Raw genomic sequence first — 20,694 nt, 5'->3', positions numbered from 1 at the left:
ATACATATGATAGTCAAACTGAGATCATAGTTTTGTGACAAAAGTATGACAAAGAGAAATATTTGGAGAAAAATGTGAAAGGCCACGATGCATTGGTGGTTAAAGCGAGAAATTGTAGACTGTGTGCCCCTCACCTACCGCATCAACCCAACCCCATATTTAGCACCGCACCATCAACTAAGGTGCTTATTATTGGGCAAGCTCCGGGGTTGAAAGCTCATGAACGTACCATTGCGTTTGATGATCCCAGCGGGGATCGGTTACGCGATTGGTTGTCTGTCTCGAGGGAGATCTTTTATAACCCACGCTTAATTTCGGTTCTGCCAATGGGATTCTGCTTTCCAGGTTATAAAAATGGAGCCGATGCCCCGCCAAGAAAAGAATGTGCCCCCGCTTGGCATAATGACTTTCTTCTTCATTTAAAACCTAAAGTAACGCTTTACGTGGGACGTTACTCGCAACAGTATTATTTACCGCAACACAAAACGTTAACTGAAGCAGTACGCAGTCCGACTGAAACACATTTCGTACTGCCCCATCCGTCTGGTAGAAACAACAGGTGGCTCGCTAAAAATCCTTGGTTTGAATTAGATATCCTTCCCAAGTTGCGAGACACTATAGAGTCTGTAATGAAAGTTTAATCGTGCTCTTCAAAAAACGCTAAAAGCGCGTCGAACGGCATGGGCTTCGCGTATAAGTAGCCCTGGGCCTCATCACAACCGAGCTTTATCATGTAACTTGCCTGCTCTCTTTTTTCCACGCCTTCAGCAATAGTCAGTAAGCCTAGCTTGTTACCCAGCGTAACTATGGTTTCAGCTAACACTGCACTTGCGCCTGGCTTAATATCTTTAACGAATGAACGATCAACCTTTAGCCGGTCTAGCGGTAGCTGCTGTAGATAACTCATGGAGGAAAAACCTGTTCCAAAGTCATCAATGGCTATTTTAACGCCGAATTCTTTTAGTACACGCAATGCATCAATAACAATTTGTGGTTCATCCATCACCACACTCTCTGTTATTTCGAGCTCTAATAAGCTCGGGTCGCAGTTAGCTTTGGAAAGTGCTTGTTTTACTTTCTCCACAAATAACCTGTCGCGAAACTGCGGAATAGAAATATTAACCGCTACTCGAAGATGCCCAAAACCTTTTTCCTTCAGCTGCTGTAGGCGGCGGCATGATTCTTCTAATACCCATTCACCGATATCAACAATAAGGCCTGAATATTCAGCTAGTGGTACAAAAACAGCTGGGGAAATATAGCCACCATCGCCATCCGGCCAGCGCAACAGACCTTCCATCCCAACCACTTTTTCACTAAGTAAATCCACTTGCGGTTGAAACCAAAGCTGTAACTTCCGTGCCGCAAAGTCACTGCGAAGTCGGCGAATCATATCTAGACGCCAAGTGGTCTGATCTTCAATATCTTTGGCGTAGTATTCGAAGTTATCTGTCAGATTTTTCTTAGCACGGTTTAACGCAATATTCGTGCGTTTTAATATCTCAATTCCGATGTGGCGTTTATTATCTAACTTGCACAATCCAAGTGTTATATTCACCGGAAGTGTGTGATCACCGACTGTGAATGAAGACTGAAAAATCTTGTTGATTGATTTGGGGCAAACTAATTCATCTGGACCAATTAGCCCGAACACGTCGGCACCTATACGCCCCTTTTGAACCTTGGCATCTAGAGAAGATTGAAAGCGTTCGCTAATTGCTCGTAAAAGCTCATTCCCTGCCTCTTGTCCAAGACCGTCATTGATATCTGAAAAGTGATTCACGTCGATAAGAGCGACCGTATAATTTTCATCAGCGAATATATGAGGTTTATCTAGCATGTTGATAAACTCGTTGCGGTTAGGTAAACGCGTTAACCAATCTCTAAACGCAGCATTTCTTAGCTCATGAAAAAGATTAACGTTTTCATAACCCACAGAGATACTGGATAGAAAAACTTCTAGTAAGTTTTTATCTAACTCACTAATCTCGTGCGTTTGCTTAACGTAAACCGCTGCTTCAAAGCCCGCTCGACTTATAAAAAGCACGGAACAACTAGGCTCAAAGACGTGCTTTTTAAGGCGTAAACAGCGATTCACATTCTCTTCAATTTCGCTATTTTTGACATCTACAACAGGGTGATTAATAAATTTGGCATACTCCCCAGCGGCACCGAGTACATATACTTGTTCGTCCTCTCTGTCTAACAATGATCCTGCTCTAGCGCATAACAGACCTTCAGAATCGAGCCCGATTAAAGAACTGATTTGGGTAACCACCCCTTCGCAGAATTCTTTAACTGAATGTTCTTCAAATAAATTAGCCGAGGACGTAATAATCTTTTCTAAGCCAGCACGACTTTGGCTTATGGTGATAATCTGCTGGTAGGAGCGAAGTGAGGAGATAATGGTCGTAAGTAGTTTAGCGCGGGTAAGTTCTGTTTTCGTTTTGTAGTCATTAATATCGTAAACTTTAATGACCTGCTCTTCTGGAGCATACCCTGGTTGTCCTGTACGCAGTATTATACGAGGCTCGAAGAGCTTCATATCTTTGCGAATGTATTTAACAACTTCGAAGCCAGCATCGTCAGTTTCCATCACAACATCAAGTAGAATGATGGCAATACTGTTACCATGCTCATGGAGCTTCTCTTTTGCCTGTTTTGCAGAATAAGCGTGGACGAAGTTTAACTTTCGATCATTTACGATAAGGTCAGACAGCGCAAGGCGCGTTACCGTGTGAATCTCTTCATCATCATCGACAATAAGAATATTCCAGTCTTTACCGAGTAAAATCTGCTCTTCATCTGAACCATCATCGTCTAAAAAAACTAACTCGTCGTTATCGTAATCCATTGCCGACATTACCGCTCATTTCCTCGATACATACCAAACAAGAATGCATCACTTGCTGTATTAAAGAGACGATTACATTGATAAATGGGTTACGCAATGCAATAGTGCTCACATGGTACACGCTAATTTACATTCATTTTATTTAAACAAACATGAAGATAACACCTCAGCACATTTCTCCTGAGATTAAAAAAACTCAGAACACAGAAGTCAATGGCACAATAGCAGCGACTAGCCAACCTGCAGCTGAGAAGGTAGCAAACTCCACACCAACCGATGCAAGTCGCCAACGCATGCTAACGTGGTTCGCTAGAGTGGGAATTAGCCCTTCCATGTTGTCTCCCGATCCTAAAAAGCAAAAACACGCCTTAGAACGAAGAAAACAAATTCTAGAAACCCAAAAAGCGAGCAATCTTCAAGCAGTTCTAAATATAGCACTAAATGTCTCAATCAACGAACAAACTAACGATAATCTTGATCCTGACTGGTTTTTTGCATTTAGTACGATGGCTGAAGAGATTTATAGCCCACCAATGCAGGAATTGTGGGGCAAGATTTTTGCCGTGGAAGTAGCGCGCCCAGGCAGCTTTTCACTACGTACTCTGCAGCTACTTAAGACACTCACTCACAGAGATGCAAAGGTATTTAACAAAGCAGTTAACATAGCGAGTCGAAAGAGTAATGATACCGTTCCGCGCATATTGGTAGGGTATCATAAGCGCAAGGGTCTTTTATCGTTCCTTAAAAAGCCCATTCCAGAGCAAATAAACTTAGCCTCTGTTGGCCTCAGTTACCCTGATATACTCTCTCTGCAAGAAATGAAATTGATCTATGCCAGTGAAATCGAGAGTGCAGAGTACTCTGAAGGGCAGCAGGTTACTTGGCGATGTGTTAATGAGAACATAACACTCACATGTAAAGCGCCGGGAGTCGCATTGGTTTATTATAAATTTACGTCAGTGGGTAGCGAGCTTTATAAACTAGTGACTAAGTCTACTAACGAAACGTATCTACAAGAAATCAAGCAAGTATTGAGTGAGGTATTCAACATAAGTTAAATACCGTCACCAAACTCATGTAATCCACATTCGCGCTTCAAACCAAAGAAACGGGTATCTTGTTCACTCATTCCTTCTTGAAGCGATTGGGTTGTGTGCCAGTCACCAATTGAAACATAACCTTGTTCCCACAGCGGGTGATAAGACAGGTTGTTGTCTTTAAGATAATAGTGAAGGTCTTTATTACTCCAATCGATAATCGGATACAACTTGAACTGCTGACCTACTTTTTGTAAAACAGGCAGCTTGCCACGAGTATCAGATTGACTTCTTCGCAACCCCGCAAACCACGTACCTGCTTTTAGATCACGTAATGCACGCTGCATTGGCTCAACTTTGTTCATCTTGTTGTATTTTTCAATACCGTCGATGCCTTGCTCCCAAAGTCTGCCAAATCTAGCTTCCTGCCAAGCAGATGACATTTCTGCGCTATAAACGTGTAAGTTTAAATTAAGCTTTTCGACTAGCTCATCAATAAACTTATAGGTTTCTGGAAACAGATACCCGGTATCGGTAAGCACAACGGGAATATCCGGTTGTGCTTGAGTTAGCATATGCAGCATAACTGCGGACTGCGCTCCGAAACTCGAAGACACGATGTGGGTATCCGGCAAGTTAACCAGCGCCCAAGCGACTCGCTCTTGCGCTGTCATTTTTTCCAACATATCGTTGATATCAGCAAGGTCTTCCTTGCTGATATCAAGCGTAAGTGGCTGCTGCTTTTCTGCTGTATTATTCGTCATAGAAATCCCGTGCGGAGTCTACTACTGGTTTTACAACACCAGCGCGAACGACATAATCACCAAACGCTTCACCAGATTCACGCTCTTTGGCCCATTGACTAAGTAACGTATCTAATTCAGCCATGATTTCCTGTTCGCTAATGTTTTCTCGATACATACGTGGAATACGTGTACCTTCTCGGTTTCCGCCTAAGTGCAAGTTGTACTTGCCTGGGCCCTTACCTACTAAGCCAACTTCAGATAACATGGCGCGACCACAGCCATTCGGGCAGCCAGTTACGCGGAAGATAACACTGTCTTCTTCCAACCCGTGTTTGGCAAGTAAGCCTTCTAGCTCGGTAACAGCATCTGGCAGGTAACGCTCAGCTTCTGCCATAGCCAGTGGACAAGTTGGCAATGCAACACAGGCCATTGAGTCCAATCGCTGGTTAGAAATAGAAGGTGCTATAAGCCCATGTTCTCGTGCCAAGGCTTCTACTTTGTCTTTGTCCTGGGGTGGAACACCAGCAATGATTAGATTTTGGTTTGCGGTTAAACGGAAATCCCCTTTATGGATTTTGGCAATTTCTGCACAGCCCGTTTTCAGCGTTTTACCTGGGTAATCTAAAATACGACCGTTCTCAATGAATACCGTAAGGTGGTACTTGCCGTCAATGCCTTCAACCCAGCCAAAGCGATCGCCACGGTCGGTAAATTCGTAAGGACGGCTATCCTGGAAAGTCACGCCCGCGCGTTTTTCAACTTCAGCTTTGAAGTTGTCTACGCCAACACGCTCTAGGGTGTATTTGGTTTTTGCATTTTTACGATTAACACGATTCCCCCAGTCACGCTGTGTGGTTACCACCGCAGCGGCAACATCTAGCGTATTTTCAAGTGGAATAAATCCGAAGTCAGAGGCTTTGCGCGGGTACGTGCTCTTGTCGCCGTGAGTCATTGCAAGACCGCCACCAACAAGTACATTAAAGCCAACTAGCTGACCATTTTCTGCAATCGCAACAAAGTTAAGGTCGTTCGCGTGAACATCTACGTCGTTTTGCGGAGGAATAACCACGGTAGTTTTAAACTTACGCGGCAGGTAGTTATCACCTAAAATAGGTTCAACAGGTTTTTCAGTAGTCTCAACTTTTTCGCCGTCTAACCAAATTTCAGCATAAGCGCGAGTTTTAGGAAGTAAGTGTTCACTTATCTTTTTCGCCCATTCAAATGCCTGAAGGTGAAGCTCAGACTCAACCGGATTTGACGTACACAGTACGTTTCGGTTTACATCACCCGCAGTAGCAATGGAATCTATACCTGCTTTATTTAGCATCTGGTGCATGGACTTAATTTTGGGTTTTAACACACCGTGAAACTGAAATGTTTGACGAGTGGTTAAACGAATGCTGCCATACATGGTGTGGTCAGCGGCAAACTTATCAATTGCTAACCATTGGTCGGGCGTAATTACGCCGCCCGGTAGACGCGCGCGCAACATCACATTGTGAAGCGGCTCAAGTTTTTGCTTTGCACGCTCAGCGCGAATATCACGGTCGTCTTGCTGGTACATACCGTGGAAGCGAATAAGCTGGAAGTTATCAGCCGTAAAACCACCGGTAAGATCATCTTTGAGATCGGTAGTGATGGTACCGCGCAAGTTATTACTTTCGCGCTTCAAGCGCTCGTTGTCAGCCAGTTTGCCCTCAACGATAAATGGTGATTTTTCGTTACTCATTAATAGACATCCTTCTGATAACGTTTCGCTTTACGTAACTCTACAACATAGGCTTTTGCATCGGCTTCAGACTTACCGCCGTGCTCTTGCACAATACTAATAAGGGCGTTTTCAACATCTTTCGCCATGTGCATTGCATCGCCACACACATAGAAGTGTGCGCCCTGCTCTAGCCATTCGTACACTTCTTTACCGTTTTCTAATAAGCGGTGCTGAACATATACTTTTTCTTCTTGATCACGAGAGAATGCAAGTGTAATTTTATCTAGCAGACCCTCTTTAACGTAACCTTGCCACTCTACCTGGTATAGAAAATCTTGGGTGAAATTAGGGTTACCAAAGAACAACCAATTTTTGCCTTCAGCACCTTGCACATCACGCTCTTGCATGAAAGATCTAAACGGCGCAATACCTGTACCCGGGCCTACCATGATCACTGGCGTGTTAGGATCTGCTGGTAAACGGAAGTTATCATTGTTTTCAACGAAGACTTCTACCTCACCGTTTTCTTCTAAATATTCGCACAAGAAGCCAGACGCACCACCTTGGTGACGGTGACCAAACGCTTCATAGTCAACGTGAGCTACCGTTAAGTGCACTTCATCTTCTACGTCAGCTTGGCTCGATGCTATTGAGTACAAGCGTGGTGTTAATGGACGCAATGCATCTACTAGCTGCTGTTCAGATAGCTTTCCTGGGTGGTCGCGCACAATATCAATGATTTGACGCTCAGCCATGTAGGTTCGCAGCTGTGCTTTGTCTTCCATCAAGGCAGCCAATGATTCAGAACCTGTTGCCGCCTGATACGACTTGATAAAATTAGGGTAGCTAAGCGTTAACTCAAGCTTAGACGTTAACGCTTCAGTTAACGACATTGACGCATCACCTACCGATACTTCGGCATTACCATCTAGCGACAAAATGCTAATAAGCTCTGATACCAAAGAAGCAGCGTTCTTGAACCAAACACCTAGCGCGTCACCTGGCTTGTAGGTAATTCCGCTATCTTCAAGGCTAATTTCGATGTGACGGATATCTTTAACTGAATCGCGCCCCGTAATCTTCTGTGCGTCGATTAACGTTGCTTTAAACGGTGCTTTTTTGGTGTAAGTTTGCGCTGCTACGCCTTGTACTGCAGCACCAGTTTGCGCCGCTACCGCAGTCTGTGGGGCAGCGCTAAAATCATCTTTTAATGATTCAATAAGCTTGTTTAGCCATGCTTCGGCTTCAGCTTCATAATCAACATCACAATCCAAACGCTCAACGATAGATTTGCCACCAAGCTTACCTAAACGCTCATCAAAATCTTTACCCGTTTGGCAGAAAAATTCGTAACTGCTGTCACCTAACCCCAAAACGGCATATTTGGTGCTGGCAAGCTTGGGAGCTTTTTTACCCGCTAAAAATTCGTGCAGCTCGATGGCATCATCAGGTGCATCGCCTTCGCCGTGGGTACTTACAAATACCGCCACGTGAGTTTCAGCTTTTAAGTTACGAGGCTTGTAATCAGCCATGCTAACCAGCTTACTGTTAAATCCGGCTTCCTCTGCTTTGGCTTGACATTGCGCAGCTACACCTTTCGCATTACCCGTTTGTGAGCCATACAGAATAGTTAGCGTTGGCGCATCACCCGCTACGGCTGGCGCGCTTTGTAACGCAGGGGCAACCGAGCCGCCTTGCGCAGCCGCCATGCCTGCAGCATAGCCACTCACCCAAGTAAGTTGATCACGATTTAAGCCTGCAATAGCTTGCGTAATTGCATTCCACTGCTGTTCGTTTAATACCGCGCCTGGCGCTGTGTTCGAATTAGAATCTTGTGACATAGTCTTTTAGCCTTTTATCAATGGCGCTAAGGCTAACGGCTTTCTACAAGAAGAGAAAAGAATAAATGAAACTTTTTTATTACTGAAAGTGCTAATGACTGTGTGAATAGGTAATAACACCGCCACGTTCTAACTTTGAACAATAAAAAAGGCGTGAACTGTACAAGCAGTCACGCCTTTAAAAACAGATAGTTAGTGCTTAAAAATGAAGTTCTAAGCCTGCGAATACACCGTCAAATTCCATGTCAGCATAAACATCGTCAAGGTCTTCAATATCAACTGTTACGTTTCTGTAACCAACTTGAAGCGTCATATCGACTGCTAAGCTCTCAATAAACGAATATTGAACCGCAGCTTGATAGTCGCTTAGCTCGTGGTCATCGAATGACAAATAGCTGCCTTCAAAATATGCAGACAAACCAGTAAATGGAAGACCAAGCTGCACTTTTGAATATGCCATAGGCACTATGCCCGAAAATTCAGCAGAACCACTCGTGTCGCTATCACGCTCTACAACGCTTAGTGCTCCGTCGATATACTTTGCATTTATACCCAAATCAAAGCTGACCAAATCATTGTCGAATAGCTCGTAATATAAAATGAAATCCGTTGTATCAATTTCAATGTCCGTATTTACAACAGCATCATTTCGGAATAATTCATCATCAAAAGTAAATTCGGATTGAAGCGCTGTAGTCCCAGAATTCTCTAACGTAGTGTGATTCACTTTCACATTCGGTAAAAAAGGCACAGGATGTTCAAAGGCAATATATAACGCCGTATTGGTTTCATCGTCAAAATTGAAGTCAGCGGTGTTATTGTTATCAGCAAAACCACCTTGTGTATCGGTTTGCCACACTTGTGCACCAACATACACGCCAGCAATAGTGTCTGCGTGAGATGAAACTGAAAATAATGCGCATCCCAATGCGGCAGCTATAAGACCCTTTTTCATTAATTATCCTTGATTAAGAAGTTCTGATATTTCAATTAAAGCAGCGTTTGCACGAGAAATATAGTTAGCCATAACTAAAGAGTGATTAGCTAACATACCAAAGCCACTGCCGTTTAAAATCATCGGACTGAATACAGACTGTTGTGTTGCTTCCAGTTCGCGAATAATCTGCTGAAGACTTACTAAAGCATTTTTATCTTCTAGCACATCAATAAATTCAATTTCTACGGCTTTAAGAAAGTGTAGTAAAGCCCATGTTGCACCGCGCGCTTCATAAAAATTGTCATCTAGTTTCCACCAGCTAGTCTGAACAACTCGTTGGTTAGTGCTTGGAGTAGATTGCTTTGCATTTGCATCTCTAGCTAAATCCGTATTAATCCTAGCAGACCCTACGCTGGCACTGAGTCTTTGTGAATAGCTACCCAATCGCTTTTCTACCTGTTTCAGCCATTCGCGCAAATTATCTGCACGGGTGTAGAACTGACTATCTGAATTGCGTGTGTTTGCCAGTTCGTCGCGATATTTTTTAAGAAGCTCTATACCTTCGGCGTAGCTCGATTCAGACGAAGGTAGCGCCCAGCTTTTATGGTCCATATTAAATTTTGGATGCGCTTTGGTGAGGTATGGGTTTTCAATTGATTGTGATTGAGAACGGCTGAAATCTTTACGCATAGAAAGAGCCAGATCACGCACCATTTCCAGTGCACCAAACTCCCACGCAGGCATGTTGTCTAGGAAAATTCCGGGAGGAAGAACATCGTTTGAAAGGTAGCCACCAGGCTTATCTAGCAAAGTCTCTGAAACATCAATCATGGTGGTAGTTAATGTGTAACCCGCAATGCTTGTGGGGTTCTCTACAGGTGAATTCTGCTCCAAGCGCTTTCTGACATCGAACGTGTCTGGAGACAAACTCCAATACCACCCGATTAACCAGAAAAGTAAAAAGATCACCACAGCGACAATCGCTATCCGTTTTGAGTTAATAGATTGTCTCATATAAACACCAACCTTCCTTTTAAATAACAAATAGCCGACGGTGGTCAGCTATTTGAAGTCGTAATACTATGTGAAAAATGCGAAACCTTTATGACGGTCACCGATATAACACCACCTTTTACTACGTTAACACAATTTAAATTTAATTATGTTAATTATAAAGTATGGTGCATGTTCTGATCATTTTGCTGCTTATAAGCGGCAGAGTTACGATTTTTCAGCGCATATAGGGCAATACCGATAAGTATAACTGGCCAGAAAGCGCTGACTCCCATTACAAGGAGTGCTAAAAAGCCCGCTCCCAACGCTAATAGAATTGTACCCAAAACGCTTACGGCAACGACGAAGCCCACAATGGCTAAGACTACACCTATTAACGATAACACAGCCACATTTTCCCAGGGGCTAAGCAGTTCGTCAGACATTATAAGGTGCATACCTAAGTAGCTGTCTACAAGGCTACCTAAGCAATTCACCAGTATAATGGCGATTATCAATGCAATAAGAAAGTTTTTCATTACACTAATCTCGGTAGCAGGATTACGGCAGCCACGTAAGCCACTAGCGTGATAGGGGTTGCGATAAATAAACCCGCTACCGCTGCCGCTCTCACCCATACTGCATCTATATCAAAATAACGTGCAACCCCTGCACATACTCCTGAAATGATTCCAGAATCAAGGTCTCTATAAATTCTTTTTTGTGATGGTACTTTCATCATCTTCTCCAAAAATGCTTAATTTCGATATCTTCAACAATATGGGCGGTAGCTAAGGCCGCTTACGCAACCTTTTTCTTCTTAAGCTCTGCCAGTTCCTTTTCAATCGCTTCGTTTGCTTCCATCGCATCGAACTCAGCCTGCAAAGATGTTGCTTCATTCGACTTTGTTAGGTCGTACGCATCCACTTGCGCTTCTAGATGATCAATGCGCTGCTCGTAGCTTTCGAAACGCATCATTGCGTCATCAATTTTGCCCTCGTGATCAGCTTGCTTCACTTTCAAGCGTGTTTGCGCTGAATGTTTGCGCTGAACTAAGGTTTTTTGCTTAGCTTTTGCTTCAGCCAACTTACTGTTCAAGCGAGCAGTATCGCCTTGAATCTTTTCGATACTTTCTGCAAGGTGCGCTTCCTGCTCTTCAAGAGACGTAAGTTTAGACACATATTTTTGCTTCTCTATAAGCGCCGCTTTTGCCAATGACTCTTTTTCGTTGTTCATTGCAATTTGTGCTTTGTGCTGCCAACCTTCCACTTCTTTGTTTGCTGACGCGATATGACGTGCTAATGTTTTTTGCTGTGCAATAAAGCGCGCCGCGTCAGTGCGAACTTCAACCAGGGTTTCTTCCATTTCTTGAATAATCAAACGAATGATTTTTTCAGGATCTTCAGCTTTATCTAACATCGCGTTGATGTTTGCTTGAACAATATCGTTAATGCGTGAAAACATACCCATGATTCTTTCTCCGTTAAAAGTAGTGTTGTGGTTCCCAGCATTTATTCTTAAGTTCACACACTGCTGGTTACCGCTGACTGAGTTCTCCTCAACACTTTTAGTATTACAATGACCATGCCACTTATTTAAAATATTGATATATATAGATTTATTGAAAAATGACAGCCTAACAATTTGTACACTTTTATAGCAGATACGATAAATTAGTGTATTTAACTAACTGAATTGTTAAATTGACCACTTCTAATCGTCAGCATTCAATCTTGAATATTTCAAACATGCTTACATCGTGATTTAAGCAAAAAAAAGCGCCTTTCGGCGCTTCTGCTAATTAACAATATTTATCTAGTCTGCATCTTCTTCTGTTGAACTACCGTCTGAAGTAGCGGCAGCCACTAAATCAGTCACACTGACCTTACCGCTTCCACGTTCTTCTTGTGGGCTAAGTTCAAAGTGATAAGTTGCGTTTGCTACTGCTTGATATACGTCAGCCTTAATCTCTTGAGATGTGCTGGCGACTGCATTAGTAACTACATTGGTCAAGAACGATTGAAGCACTGACTCTTCTGCATTTGCTACGCTGCTTGCCATGCTTGCTGTCAGTAAAGTTGCTGCGATTAGTGAAGTTTTCATGATATCCCTCTAAATTTAGTCAGTGCAACAACACGCCGTTGTTGCGATACTTAGAGGATTGCGAGAGCTGTGCCAACTCCTTAAAAACAAATTAAGCAGCTGATATATATAAACTTTAAGAAAAGCTCGTGTAAACACGAGCCTTTAACGAAATTGAACAAATATTAAACTTTGGTCAAAAGTACTAAGTTATTAGTCTTTTTGACTATTGTACTCAGCAACTTCTTTTTGCGCGTTCTCAACAGCGTCGAGTGCATTCAAAAGTAAATTAGGATCTGGATTCTTACCTGTACCATTTTGACTTAGATATCTACGCCAAATGCGTCCACCCGCTTGCCCTTGATAAAGGCCCAAAATATGCCGTGCAGCATGCCAAGGTTTAAAATATGGGTCCTCTTGGCGCTCAATATACTGCTGCATTTGAAGCACTATTTCACGACGTGACAGGCTCTGTGCATTAGCGTCACCAAATATGTCTTTATCAACGGTAGACATGATATAGGGGTTTGCGTAAACCTCGCGGCCAACCATAACACCGTCAACGTTCTCTAACTGTTGCTGAGTTTCAGCAAGTGTTTTAATACCGCCGTTAATGCTAATAGATAACTCAGGGCGCGCCTGCTTTAGCCTGTGAACTCGAGGGTAATTCAAAGGCGGAATTTCACGATTTTCTTTTGGGCTTAAACCTTGTAACCACGCTTTTCTTGCATGAACGATAAAGGTGTCACAGCCAGCGTCTGCCACTATATCGATAAAGCGAGCAAAGTCTTCATCTTCGTCCATATCGTCAATACCAATTCGGCATTTTACCGTCACGGGAATATCTACCGCTGCCTGCATAGCCTTAACGCAACTTGCTACTACCTCTGGCTGAGCCATCAAACAAGCACCAAAACTGCCATTTTTAACTCTATCACTTGGGCAGCCTACGTTTATGTTGACTTCATCGTAGCCGCGCTCTTGTGATAATTCAGCACACTTGGCCATGTCAGACGGGTCACTGCCTCCCAATTGAACCGCCACAGGGTGTTCTTCTTGGTTATAACCAAGGTAATCGCCTTTACCATAAATAATCGCACCTGTAGTGACCATTTCAGTGTAAAGCAGCGTGTGCTTAGACATTAATCGTAAAAAGTAGCGACAATGCCTGTCTGTCCAATCCAGCATTGGAGCGACAGAGAATCTTCGGTTAATTGGTTTTCTGCTCATATTATTCTCTAAGCCTTGTGTTTACTAGGTTCAGCTCATGCAACACAAGCACCTCTCAACTTCAAAATCGTTCATTTAACCATCATTTTGGGACCCTAAATAGGCCCCTTAGCGTTGTCGGGACCCCAAATAGGCCCCTGAAAATGACGCTAAGTTACATCATATGACGGAGAAAAAAGTGGCGTATTTTACCATAGAAGTCGTTAAGCCTGCCAACAGGAAAAATAAAGTTAGGTATAGAGCAACAGTGCGAGAAAAGACATGCGGTCGCGTTAGCTTTAGCAAACGCAAAACCTTTGACTACAAAGCCGCAGCTACCAAGTGGGCAAAAGAGCTCATTCACTCATTAGAGAACGGCGAGAAACCTACAGACCGTGAGCTGCAAGTACTTACGGTATCTGAGCTTATTTTAAAGTACATTGATAAATGTAACCGTTCAACCAAACCTTTAGGACGTTCTGCACAAAGCTCCTTAAAGCAAACAGGCCGATACAATATTGGTAAAGTGAAACTTGTTGATTTACGTTCTCAACACATTATTGATTTTGCACTCGAACGGCTTGAATCAGAGAGAAAACCTAAACCGCAAACCGTTGCGGGTGATATTTCATTTCTGCGCAGTGTACTAATTCATGCAAAATCTCTGTTTGGCTTAGAAATTACAGATCAAGCAATTGTTGAGTCTTACCCAACGCTTCGCAGACTTCGCTTAATTGCCAAATCGGATAAACGTCACCGCCGCTTGGTAGGTAAAGAATACGAGTACATATTAGAAGCACTAGAAGAATATCAAAGTCGCGACAAGACAGAACTTCCATACGCTGATTTGTTTGAAATGTCTGTATTAACTTGTCTTCGAGTATCGGAGTTATGTCGACTGGAATGGAAGAACTTGATGGAAGAGAAAAGCCTAATAAGGGTGACGGATCGAAAGCACCCTACACACAAACAGGGTAACGATATGTTGTTACCATTACTAGGTAAAGGAAGAGCGCTTGAGCTAATTCTAAAGCAACCTCGTACCAGTAAATTCATCTTTCCTTACAACTCAAAAACAGTTGCTACGGGCTTTAGGAGGGTTATTCGAAGTCTTGGTATAGTAGATTTTCAATATCGAGACTTACGACGTGAAGGTTGTAGTTTACTTATTGAGAAAGGGTTTAGCTTACCGCAAGTTGCGGCTGTATCAGGTCACAAAGATCTGAAGATCCTGCACGACATCTATGTGACCGTTTTCCCAGAAACACTTATTCACTTAGAAATGACAAAAACAAATACCTAAAGTATAAAATGTTTACCTAACAGATTGGTTCGCAGAACCAATCTGCTTCAAGCAACCAGCTTACACGTTTTCTAAGAACACTTTTCCTCAAAATTCACGAATAAGTGAAAACCAAAGGTACTTCTCGAGAACAACCAAAAGATTCTAATAATGGGTAACTTTCCAATCAAATGAGATGACAGATTTGAGTTGTAAAGTTACGTACGATCCGCGCTACAGTGAAAGTAGAGGTCACTATTTTCGTGGTCGAATTCGCATTATTGAGGTTGGCAAAGAACCATTTAATCATAGTGAGCACTTCGTATTTGAGTCAGATGCGAAGGCATGGTGCGATGATGTAAAAAAAGCATTAAAACGCGGTGAGTGTATCCTTCGCTTCTGCACTAATAAAATTAAATTAGCAGATCTTGTCGCTAAAACTTTGAAAGTGCGTGGAGCAGCGTTACGCTCACAAGAAAAAAGCGGTATAAGAAGAATACTGAAGCACAGCATCGCGCATGTCCCTCTCTCTAAGCTATGTTCGTCTGACGTGGTTCAATACGCCCGAGAACTTAATGACGGTGGGAAAATTAAACGTCAGACCGTAAATTGGTACATTAACTACTTGAACAATGTGCTAGTTCATGCGGAATCAAGCTGTCGAATCAAAGTAAACAACCTAGCTGTCAAGAACGCCTGGAAAACACTATGGTCAGAGAAGCTCATAGACAAATCCTCAATCAGAGACAGAGTTATAGATGACACCAGTGAAGGTGCTTATATTTTAGAGGCCTGTATTGACGCTGAGAAATCATCTAGAACGAATATACCTTACGCTAAAATATATCGAATCGTAATGGCGCAGTCGTTACGACGCTCAGCTATTATCGGTGGGCTCAAACGAAAACATATCAACTTTAAAGAAAGCCTGATTAAAGTCGAGAAGCAACAAAATAAGGCTACCAATAAAGGCGAGCCAGAATGGTGCCCAATGCTACCCGAGACTCGAGAAGTACTCGAGGAAATGGGTTTTCACGAATCAGATGGAATTAACAGCGATCATACAATTTTTCCGTTCAACCCAAACTCTGTAACAACAGGGTTTACACGCATCTTGAACAAACTAGGAATTAAGGGCATTCAAGTATTTCGCGATGGCAGACGCACAGCCATTTCAAACCTTGATGACAACGGCTACTCACTTGCCAAGATCAGAACTGTCTCAACGCATAGTGCCAAGAGCAAAACACTCGAAGAAGTTTACATCAAAAGTGATATCAAAAAGGTTGCGCAAGAAGCTAAAGTTAACCTACCTAGTCGCAAACAAAAAGCCGCTAAAGAAGGTGTTCTGAAAAACCATAATAAGCACTTCCACCAGCAAGCGGCAGATATGATAGTAAAAATGATATCACGAGAAGGTAAGTCTCCAGATGATATTCTAAACGCCGTATTTCAAGTTATGCAGCGTAAACGAGCCAAAAGCGCAAACCCTATCGCTAGCAGAGAGTGACTGAAGGCTGCACTTATACAATGTCACCTTCCTATAAGCGCTGGATATAGCGTGTAAGATCAATCAGGTTTTCCATTCTCTCTTCTTAAATACTCAAGAAGGGTCAATGTTAAAACTGAGCCTTGAAATGTCAAAAATGCATTTAAGTTGGATTAGCTTAAGTGATAGGTTTATATGTCATCTGACAGGCAGCGATGAACGTTTAGCTGCCTGTCAGATTAAGCCCAAATCTATTATAGAAACTGTAAGATCAGACATGAGCTACTACAACTAAACCCATCTACTTATGGACTCTAATGGGTTATCATGTGGACCCTCCATTTTGACTCAATTAATTGAATAATAAAGGTTAATCCTTAAATTTTGGATTTTCTTTGACATACTGTCTCTAGATACAATACGGAAGAATTGTTAAAAAAGAGCCTAATCAATAGTATTAGGAACAACTAATGAGTGAGTTAACTAATTTATTCAAATTAATATTGAGTCTACCTATGGAGCAGCTTGCGCTACTAATAGTCGGTTTTTCGTTGGTAGTAGTGTTTTGTGCATTGCGAATAGTGGTAAAAGTATTGGAACCAGCCAAAGCTAAGGAGAGTAAGTAATGCTTGAATGGACAAAAATACCCAGTGTTAGGTTTTTAGATGTTGCGGATTCTCCACTGCATAAAATGAAATGGAGTGGAGACGCCAAGTCAGATTACATTGCTGCCCTTATGTTACTCATAGTTTTGTCTCATCATGCTAGCGACAAAGATAGTTTAGCGAATGGGCGGTTAGGTGATACCCAAATGTCTTACGATAAGCTCACAGAATTGTTGGGCATAAGTAGAACGAAGGTCTCTAATGGTATAAGAGTTCTTGAGAGCCTTTCACTCATAAAGGTGAGTACTAACAAGAGACCTAATATCTTCACAATAATAGGTCTTGCCGAGGGAGCAAGATGGGGTAAGTTGCCAGCTAAAGGTCTATATGACAAAAAACTTTCAAAGGTAAAAGTTTTTGAGTCATTCAAATTAAGAAGCAAAGTTGAATTAAACGCTCTTAAAATTTATTTAGTCGTTGTTGCATTTAGAGATAGTCAGATTGGGTACACTAAGCTCGGGTATGAAAAAATCACCCAATACGCTGCTGTACAACGAAATGATATTAAACCTGCTTTGTCTTTCCTAATCGCAAATGACTTTCTGCAAATCGATACTGAGGCCACCGACTTAAATCAGTTCAGTACTGCAAATGTATATTGGCTTAGACATATTGAGCCCCATAAACACCGAGGAACTATTGGGCGAAAGGATGTAACTCAAAGCGCGGAAGTTGAGCCCTCGTCATAGTTCACCAGAAACATGATGTCATAGAGATGTTGAACAATTATTAGGAAATTCAGAACCCCTGAACAGCGAATTTAGCCGTATTTTTGAATATGGACCTGTTGATGACCGTCAGTGTATTACCGCGAGTTGTATTATGTGCTTTGGAGCACTAGGGTATTCCCGAAGTTTACGGCATCTATCTATGTGGGGGAATTTCATTAGTTTATGAACCGAGCCCCGTAGTATCATTTGTACGTTAAGCGGACATATAATCTACTTCTTATAGCCGTCTAGTAATCGTTGTGAGACAAAGTAAACATTACCTTTAGCTCTTGTACACGCTACGTATAGTTTATTTAACGTCGATGGTGGCAAAGTAGCCAATTGTCCTTTTGTATAAGCTGTAAATGTGGTCGGGTTCAAAACTATGCAGATATTAGCGAAATCATCCAAACCTTTAGTATTTCCCCAATTATCAGTCCTTCCAATGTACTTGTAGCTTTCTTTAAAAAACAATTTAACGATGGAGTCGTCAGAGAATAACCTTTTAATATGTTCAGCATCATCAACTAGGGTAATATTGACTTCATCTGTTCGATGCGAGCTTATTGTGATGCCAATTTGCTCGGTTACAAATCTGCAAACTGTAGGGCTACATCTATAGCTGTGGGAGAGTGTATCTAAGTCGATTGTGTATCCTGATTCTTTGAGCTTGGTAAGATATGCTTCATAGTTGTTGTGTAGGTTTTTTTGAATATTACTATCGCGGCTAGTATCAAAAGTATGTTGGAAAAAGTCACCAACGAATAATATCTCCACGTCCATTTTCGACAACTGACAAAGCAAATTGAAGTCATTAGCTGCGAAATCTTGAACTTCATCTACGCAGAAGAAATCAAAGTACTTGCCAACGCGCTCAAAAATGTCAGACAGACCATCACAATCTATCATCATCTTCGCAATACGGTTATGGTAAAGTCGGTCACCTTGGCTGATGTAATGTTCGTGAGTATTGCGTTTTGCAAATCTAGGCGGTTCACTATAGCTAACCCCCTTTATCTTAACGTCGTTACCAACGATTGGTCGCACGCAGAACGATATTAGGAACGAAAAATAGGTGTAAACACGTACACCTTTAGGCATTACTCCAAATTTGGCTAAAATACGCTTCTTCAGATTATTAGTATTATTTACAGTGTAAGTAACGACCAGCGCACGACTATTGATGTCTAATTTATCAATTATATGTTGTGTTTTGCCCGCCCCTGCAACTGCTAATACTACTCGCTTATCCATTCAATGGCCTCTCTAATGTATTGAGGCACAATGATTTCATTCGCTTTCTCATCAAGTAGCCTAAATGCTGCGGTAGTTTTGTTATTTAACATATACTGTTGCGGTGTTAATTGGGTTCTTCCGCCTGAAAATAAGTCGTCGCATATATCTTTATTGTCCTGATACATGCATATTTCAAAAGTTGTTCTTGTGTTATCTCGATCAGCCCAGACAGTTATACAATCTGCCCGATAATCACGATAGTTGTCTATACAGTTTTTCTGATAGTCGCTGTCATTATCACGGATCACCGCCGTTCTAATGGTCAACAACTTCGAAACTTCCATATATCGTTTAAAGCTAGTCCCCCCAACTGAGATTATATAAATTCCATCCTCACTTGGTGGATGACCTTTAGTTCGCTTGTATAGGCACTCCATCAGAATATATTCCGCATCACCCTCAACAAGTATCACTTTTTCAGAAAGGACATGCTCCAAGATGTTATGGTTGGGAGCTTTCGCAAAAAACTTAGCAGTATCCTTGGTGAGGTCTTTCAAAGTTGCAGGTCTGGTTGCACCACTATTCAGCAATATCGACTTTCTTAAATCTAACCTAGAGCTAATTAGGCTACTGTGGGTTGCGATTATCACCTGATTATTATGAGCCTTCTCTACCTGACTTATTAACTTATACATGCTGGTGTGGCTAAGGTGATTCTCAGGTTCTTCTAGTAACAAGACGTCTATTTTCTTGCCTTCGTCACGCTCTCTTAGTGCGAACTCTGTTTTTATAAAGCACTGCTTCCCTTTACCGCGATTTTCAATAGGAATGCCTTCCTCTGATAGGGTTAAGTCAGTTTCCAAATTGAACTTTGAGCTAGAACGGATAGTAAAATCGTATCGTTCCAAATCATCATTAATCGCATTTAGTTGAGTATCCCTGAAGGCATTTTTTTGCTGTCTATATTCGTTCATTAAACTGTACCGTACAGGTTGCTCTACGGTAGCTTCATACATGGCTTTAACATACTGACTGTTTGCGTACTCGTTGTTGATTTGAGTGCTATCAATTAATAAAAAGCGTAAAAACTTTCGATAACTGGAATATGAGTCGCCATTGAACGTAATAAACTTAGCCATGTAAAATTCGAATGGAAAGTTGTCACCTTCAGAGTCCAAAACCTGCCGGATCTCCGCGCTTAACTCCTCATTTGGTTCACAAATCAGTTGAAGCCCGTCAGAATAAACTCCATCACTATTGTTTCTACCGTTGAGGTCTGGGTTATCTGCTTCGTTGAGAAATAACTCAATATGAAGACTCGGGAGGCTGTCTATAGTTTTCTCACCCGCTAGAAATTCTGAAACAACGCTTGCATTAAGCAAAGCTTCAATACCCAAGCTTTCTACCTTACTTCTACTACCACTCAATACAAGTTCAATAGCCGTCAATATAGAGCTCTTTCCTGCTTCATTGTCCCCAATCAGAATATTTCTTTTAGGGTCAAATTGAACCTCATACTCTCTGAATTTTTTAAAGTTTTTTATTTTTGCTTTTAAAATATACGTCATTGTAATACTCACCTGCCATGGAGAACTTTAACCAGAATACTATACAGCACTCAAAGTTATAAGAGTGCTATTGCTACTACGAAAGAGAGTGGAGCTATTCAGAAAACTCGAATGACCGATTGCACGAAGAACTAAAAACGAATTACTTCACGATGTTTTTACACGGAGGTGACTGAACGCCTGATAACATGATCGGCCGTAAATCATAAAGTCGATGTTGAACGGCCTAGATTGGCACAAACCGGAAGCTAAAATTTAATGATCTTAACGTCTGCTATTTGTCTGTTGAAGCTCGCCAGTGCTTGCCGTAGGGCAGCTCTGTGCCAGAAGCGGA

19 protein-coding genes are annotated in these 20,694 nt (G+C 42.0%); 6 read left to right on the top strand and 13 right to left on the bottom strand.

Annotation, left to right across the window (positions count from 1 at the left end; genetic code table 11):
- Window positions 1-62 precede the first annotated feature (62 nt).
- Window positions 63-641, top strand: a complete 579-nt coding sequence (locus tag AC27KT_RS19525) for a uracil-DNA glycosylase family protein (RefSeq protein WP_487132731.1) — start codon at window positions 63-65, stop codon at window positions 639-641.
- On the opposite strand, the gene AC27KT_RS19520 is transcribed toward AC27KT_RS19525, so the two are convergent.
- The gene (locus AC27KT_RS19520; protein WP_487132728.1) at window positions 638-2,863 is read right to left on the bottom strand and encodes a bifunctional diguanylate cyclase/phosphodiesterase; all 2,226 of its coding nucleotides are present in this window, start codon (window positions 2,861-2,863) and stop codon (window positions 638-640) included. The two genes, AC27KT_RS19525 and AC27KT_RS19520, sit on opposite strands and share 4 nt — an antisense overlap.
- Before the next feature lie 143 nt (window positions 2,864-3,006).
- On the opposite strand from AC27KT_RS19520, the gene AC27KT_RS19515 reads away from it, so the two are divergent.
- Window positions 3,007-3,912: a TIGR03899 family protein gene (locus AC27KT_RS19515; protein ID WP_487132726.1), complete on the top strand. Its 906-nt coding sequence runs from the start codon at window positions 3,007-3,009 to the stop codon at window positions 3,910-3,912.
- Here the strand turns inward: AC27KT_RS19515 and AC27KT_RS19510 are convergent.
- The 10 genes from AC27KT_RS19510 to dusA all read right to left on the bottom strand — a co-directional run bounded on the left by AC27KT_RS19510 (window position 3,909) and on the right by dusA (window position 13,431).
- The gene (locus AC27KT_RS19510; protein ID WP_487132724.1) at window positions 3,909-4,655 is read right to left on the bottom strand and encodes a phosphoadenylyl-sulfate reductase; all 747 of its coding nucleotides are present in this window, start codon (window positions 4,653-4,655) and stop codon (window positions 3,909-3,911) included. The two genes, AC27KT_RS19515 and AC27KT_RS19510, sit on opposite strands and share 4 nt — an antisense overlap.
- Window positions 4,645-6,366: an assimilatory sulfite reductase (NADPH) hemoprotein subunit gene (cysI, locus tag AC27KT_RS19505; RefSeq protein WP_487132722.1), complete on the bottom strand. Its 1,722-nt coding sequence runs from the start codon at window positions 6,364-6,366 to the stop codon at window positions 4,645-4,647. Before cysI ends, AC27KT_RS19510 begins: the two co-directional genes overlap by 11 nt.
- Entirely contained in the window at window positions 6,366-8,189 is a 1,824-nt protein-coding gene (locus AC27KT_RS19500; protein WP_487132720.1) for an assimilatory sulfite reductase (NADPH) flavoprotein subunit, read from the bottom strand. The genes cysI and AC27KT_RS19500 overlap by 1 nt, the downstream gene beginning before the upstream one ends.
- Window positions 8,190-8,388: 199 nt before the next feature.
- Complete coding sequence (locus AC27KT_RS19495) at window positions 8,389-9,144, bottom strand: TIGR04219 family outer membrane beta-barrel protein (protein WP_487132718.1); 756 nt, start codon at window positions 9,142-9,144, stop codon at window positions 8,389-8,391.
- Between the two features lie 3 nt (window positions 9,145-9,147).
- Window positions 9,148-10,140: a DUF2333 family protein gene (locus AC27KT_RS19490; RefSeq protein ID WP_487132716.1), complete on the bottom strand. Its 993-nt coding sequence runs from the start codon at window positions 10,138-10,140 to the stop codon at window positions 9,148-9,150.
- A 155-nt stretch (window positions 10,141-10,295) separates the two neighbouring features.
- On the bottom strand, window positions 10,296-10,658 hold the full coding sequence (locus tag AC27KT_RS19485) for a hypothetical protein (RefSeq protein ID WP_136783721.1): 363 nt from the start codon (window positions 10,656-10,658) through the stop codon (window positions 10,296-10,298).
- Entirely contained in the window at window positions 10,658-10,858 is a 201-nt protein-coding gene (locus tag AC27KT_RS19480; RefSeq protein ID WP_025254029.1) for a PspC domain-containing protein, read from the bottom strand. Before AC27KT_RS19480 ends, AC27KT_RS19485 begins: the two co-directional genes overlap by 1 nt.
- Before the next feature lie 62 nt (window positions 10,859-10,920).
- Window positions 10,921-11,589, bottom strand: coding sequence for a phage shock protein PspA (gene pspA / locus AC27KT_RS19475; RefSeq protein ID WP_487132713.1), 669 nt, complete (start codon window positions 11,587-11,589; stop codon window positions 10,921-10,923).
- Window positions 11,590-11,934: 345 nt separating this feature from the next.
- Window positions 11,935-12,222, bottom strand: a complete 288-nt coding sequence (locus AC27KT_RS19470) for a hypothetical protein (protein WP_039216335.1) — start codon at window positions 12,220-12,222, stop codon at window positions 11,935-11,937.
- Window positions 12,223-12,414: 192 nt separating this feature from the next.
- Window positions 12,415-13,431: a tRNA dihydrouridine(20/20a) synthase DusA gene (gene dusA / locus AC27KT_RS19465; protein WP_487132711.1), complete on the bottom strand. Its 1,017-nt coding sequence runs from the start codon at window positions 13,429-13,431 to the stop codon at window positions 12,415-12,417.
- Window positions 13,432-13,609: 178 nt separating this feature from the next.
- On the opposite strand from dusA, the gene AC27KT_RS19460 reads away from it, so the two are divergent.
- The 4 genes from AC27KT_RS19460 (at window position 13,610) to AC27KT_RS19445 (ending at window position 17,535) form a co-directional block, all read left to right on the top strand.
- The gene (locus tag AC27KT_RS19460) at window positions 13,610-14,713 is read left to right on the top strand and encodes a tyrosine-type recombinase/integrase (protein ID WP_487132709.1); all 1,104 of its coding nucleotides are present in this window, start codon (window positions 13,610-13,612) and stop codon (window positions 14,711-14,713) included.
- A gap of 175 nt (window positions 14,714-14,888) precedes the next feature.
- Complete coding sequence (locus tag AC27KT_RS19455) at window positions 14,889-16,202, top strand: hypothetical protein (RefSeq protein ID WP_487132707.1); 1,314 nt, start codon at window positions 14,889-14,891, stop codon at window positions 16,200-16,202.
- A gap of 449 nt (window positions 16,203-16,651) precedes the next feature.
- Complete coding sequence (locus AC27KT_RS19450; protein ID WP_239220452.1) at window positions 16,652-16,807, top strand: hypothetical protein; 156 nt, start codon at window positions 16,652-16,654, stop codon at window positions 16,805-16,807.
- A complete protein-coding gene (locus tag AC27KT_RS19445; protein ID WP_487132705.1) occupies window positions 16,807-17,535 on the top strand; it encodes a hypothetical protein in 729 nt (242 codons plus the stop codon). The genes AC27KT_RS19450 and AC27KT_RS19445 overlap by 1 nt, the downstream gene beginning before the upstream one ends.
- Window positions 17,536-17,787: 252 nt before the next feature.
- Here AC27KT_RS19445 and AC27KT_RS19440 read toward each other — a convergent pair whose 3' ends face one another.
- Both AC27KT_RS19440 and AC27KT_RS19435 read right to left on the bottom strand, forming a co-directional pair.
- Complete coding sequence (locus AC27KT_RS19440; protein ID WP_487132703.1) at window positions 17,788-18,810, bottom strand: DEAD/DEAH box helicase family protein; 1,023 nt, start codon at window positions 18,808-18,810, stop codon at window positions 17,788-17,790.
- Window positions 18,795-20,360: an ATP-dependent nuclease gene (locus AC27KT_RS19435; protein ID WP_487132701.1), complete on the bottom strand. Its 1,566-nt coding sequence runs from the start codon at window positions 20,358-20,360 to the stop codon at window positions 18,795-18,797. The genes AC27KT_RS19440 and AC27KT_RS19435 overlap by 16 nt, the downstream gene beginning before the upstream one ends.
- Window positions 20,361-20,694: the final 334 nt, after the last annotated feature.

The organism is Alteromonas sp. 5NW40-0090 (genome assembly GCF_057552975.1).
This window is presented reverse-complemented; position numbering and strand designations above follow the sequence as displayed.

Excerpts from the sequence above, each read along its gene's own strand:
- cysI (WP_487132722.1), bottom strand. The coding sequence starts at position 6,366 with ATGAGTAACGAAAAATCACCATTTATCGTTGAGGGCAAACTGGCTGAC.
- AC27KT_RS19485 (WP_136783721.1), bottom strand. The coding sequence starts at position 10,658 with ATGAAAAACTTTCTTATTGCATTGATAATCGCCATTATACTGGTGAAT.
- AC27KT_RS19520 (WP_487132728.1), bottom strand. The coding sequence starts at position 2,863 with ATGTCGGCAATGGATTACGATAACGACGAGTTAGTTTTTTTAGACGAT.
- AC27KT_RS19500 (WP_487132720.1), bottom strand. The coding sequence starts at position 8,189 with ATGTCACAAGATTCTAATTCGAACACAGCGCCAGGCGCGGTATTAAAC.
- AC27KT_RS19490 (WP_487132716.1), bottom strand. The coding sequence starts at position 10,140 with ATGAGACAATCTATTAACTCAAAACGGATAGCGATTGTCGCTGTGGTG.
- AC27KT_RS19470 (WP_039216335.1), bottom strand. The coding sequence starts at position 12,222 with ATGAAAACTTCACTAATCGCAGCAACTTTACTGACAGCAAGCATGGCA.
- AC27KT_RS19480 (WP_025254029.1), bottom strand. The coding sequence starts at position 10,858 with ATGAAAGTACCATCACAAAAAAGAATTTATAGAGACCTTGATTCTGGA.
- AC27KT_RS19455 (WP_487132707.1), top strand. The coding sequence starts at position 14,889 with ATGACAGATTTGAGTTGTAAAGTTACGTACGATCCGCGCTACAGTGAA.
- AC27KT_RS19510 (WP_487132724.1), bottom strand. The coding sequence starts at position 4,655 with ATGACGAATAATACAGCAGAAAAGCAGCAGCCACTTACGCTTGATATC.
- AC27KT_RS19450 (WP_239220452.1), top strand. The coding sequence starts at position 16,652 with ATGAGTGAGTTAACTAATTTATTCAAATTAATATTGAGTCTACCTATG.
- AC27KT_RS19445 (WP_487132705.1), top strand. The coding sequence starts at position 16,807 with ATGCTTGAATGGACAAAAATACCCAGTGTTAGGTTTTTAGATGTTGCG.
- dusA (WP_487132711.1), bottom strand. The coding sequence starts at position 13,431 with ATGAGCAGAAAACCAATTAACCGAAGATTCTCTGTCGCTCCAATGCTG.
- AC27KT_RS19515 (WP_487132726.1), top strand. The coding sequence starts at position 3,007 with ATGAAGATAACACCTCAGCACATTTCTCCTGAGATTAAAAAAACTCAG.
- AC27KT_RS19440 (WP_487132703.1), bottom strand. The coding sequence starts at position 18,810 with ATGGATAAGCGAGTAGTATTAGCAGTTGCAGGGGCGGGCAAAACACAA.
- AC27KT_RS19495 (WP_487132718.1), bottom strand. The coding sequence starts at position 9,144 with ATGAAAAAGGGTCTTATAGCTGCCGCATTGGGATGCGCATTATTTTCA.
- pspA (WP_487132713.1), bottom strand. The coding sequence starts at position 11,589 with ATGGGTATGTTTTCACGCATTAACGATATTGTTCAAGCAAACATCAAC.
- AC27KT_RS19435 (WP_487132701.1), bottom strand. The coding sequence starts at position 20,360 with ATGACGTATATTTTAAAAGCAAAAATAAAAAACTTTAAAAAATTCAGA.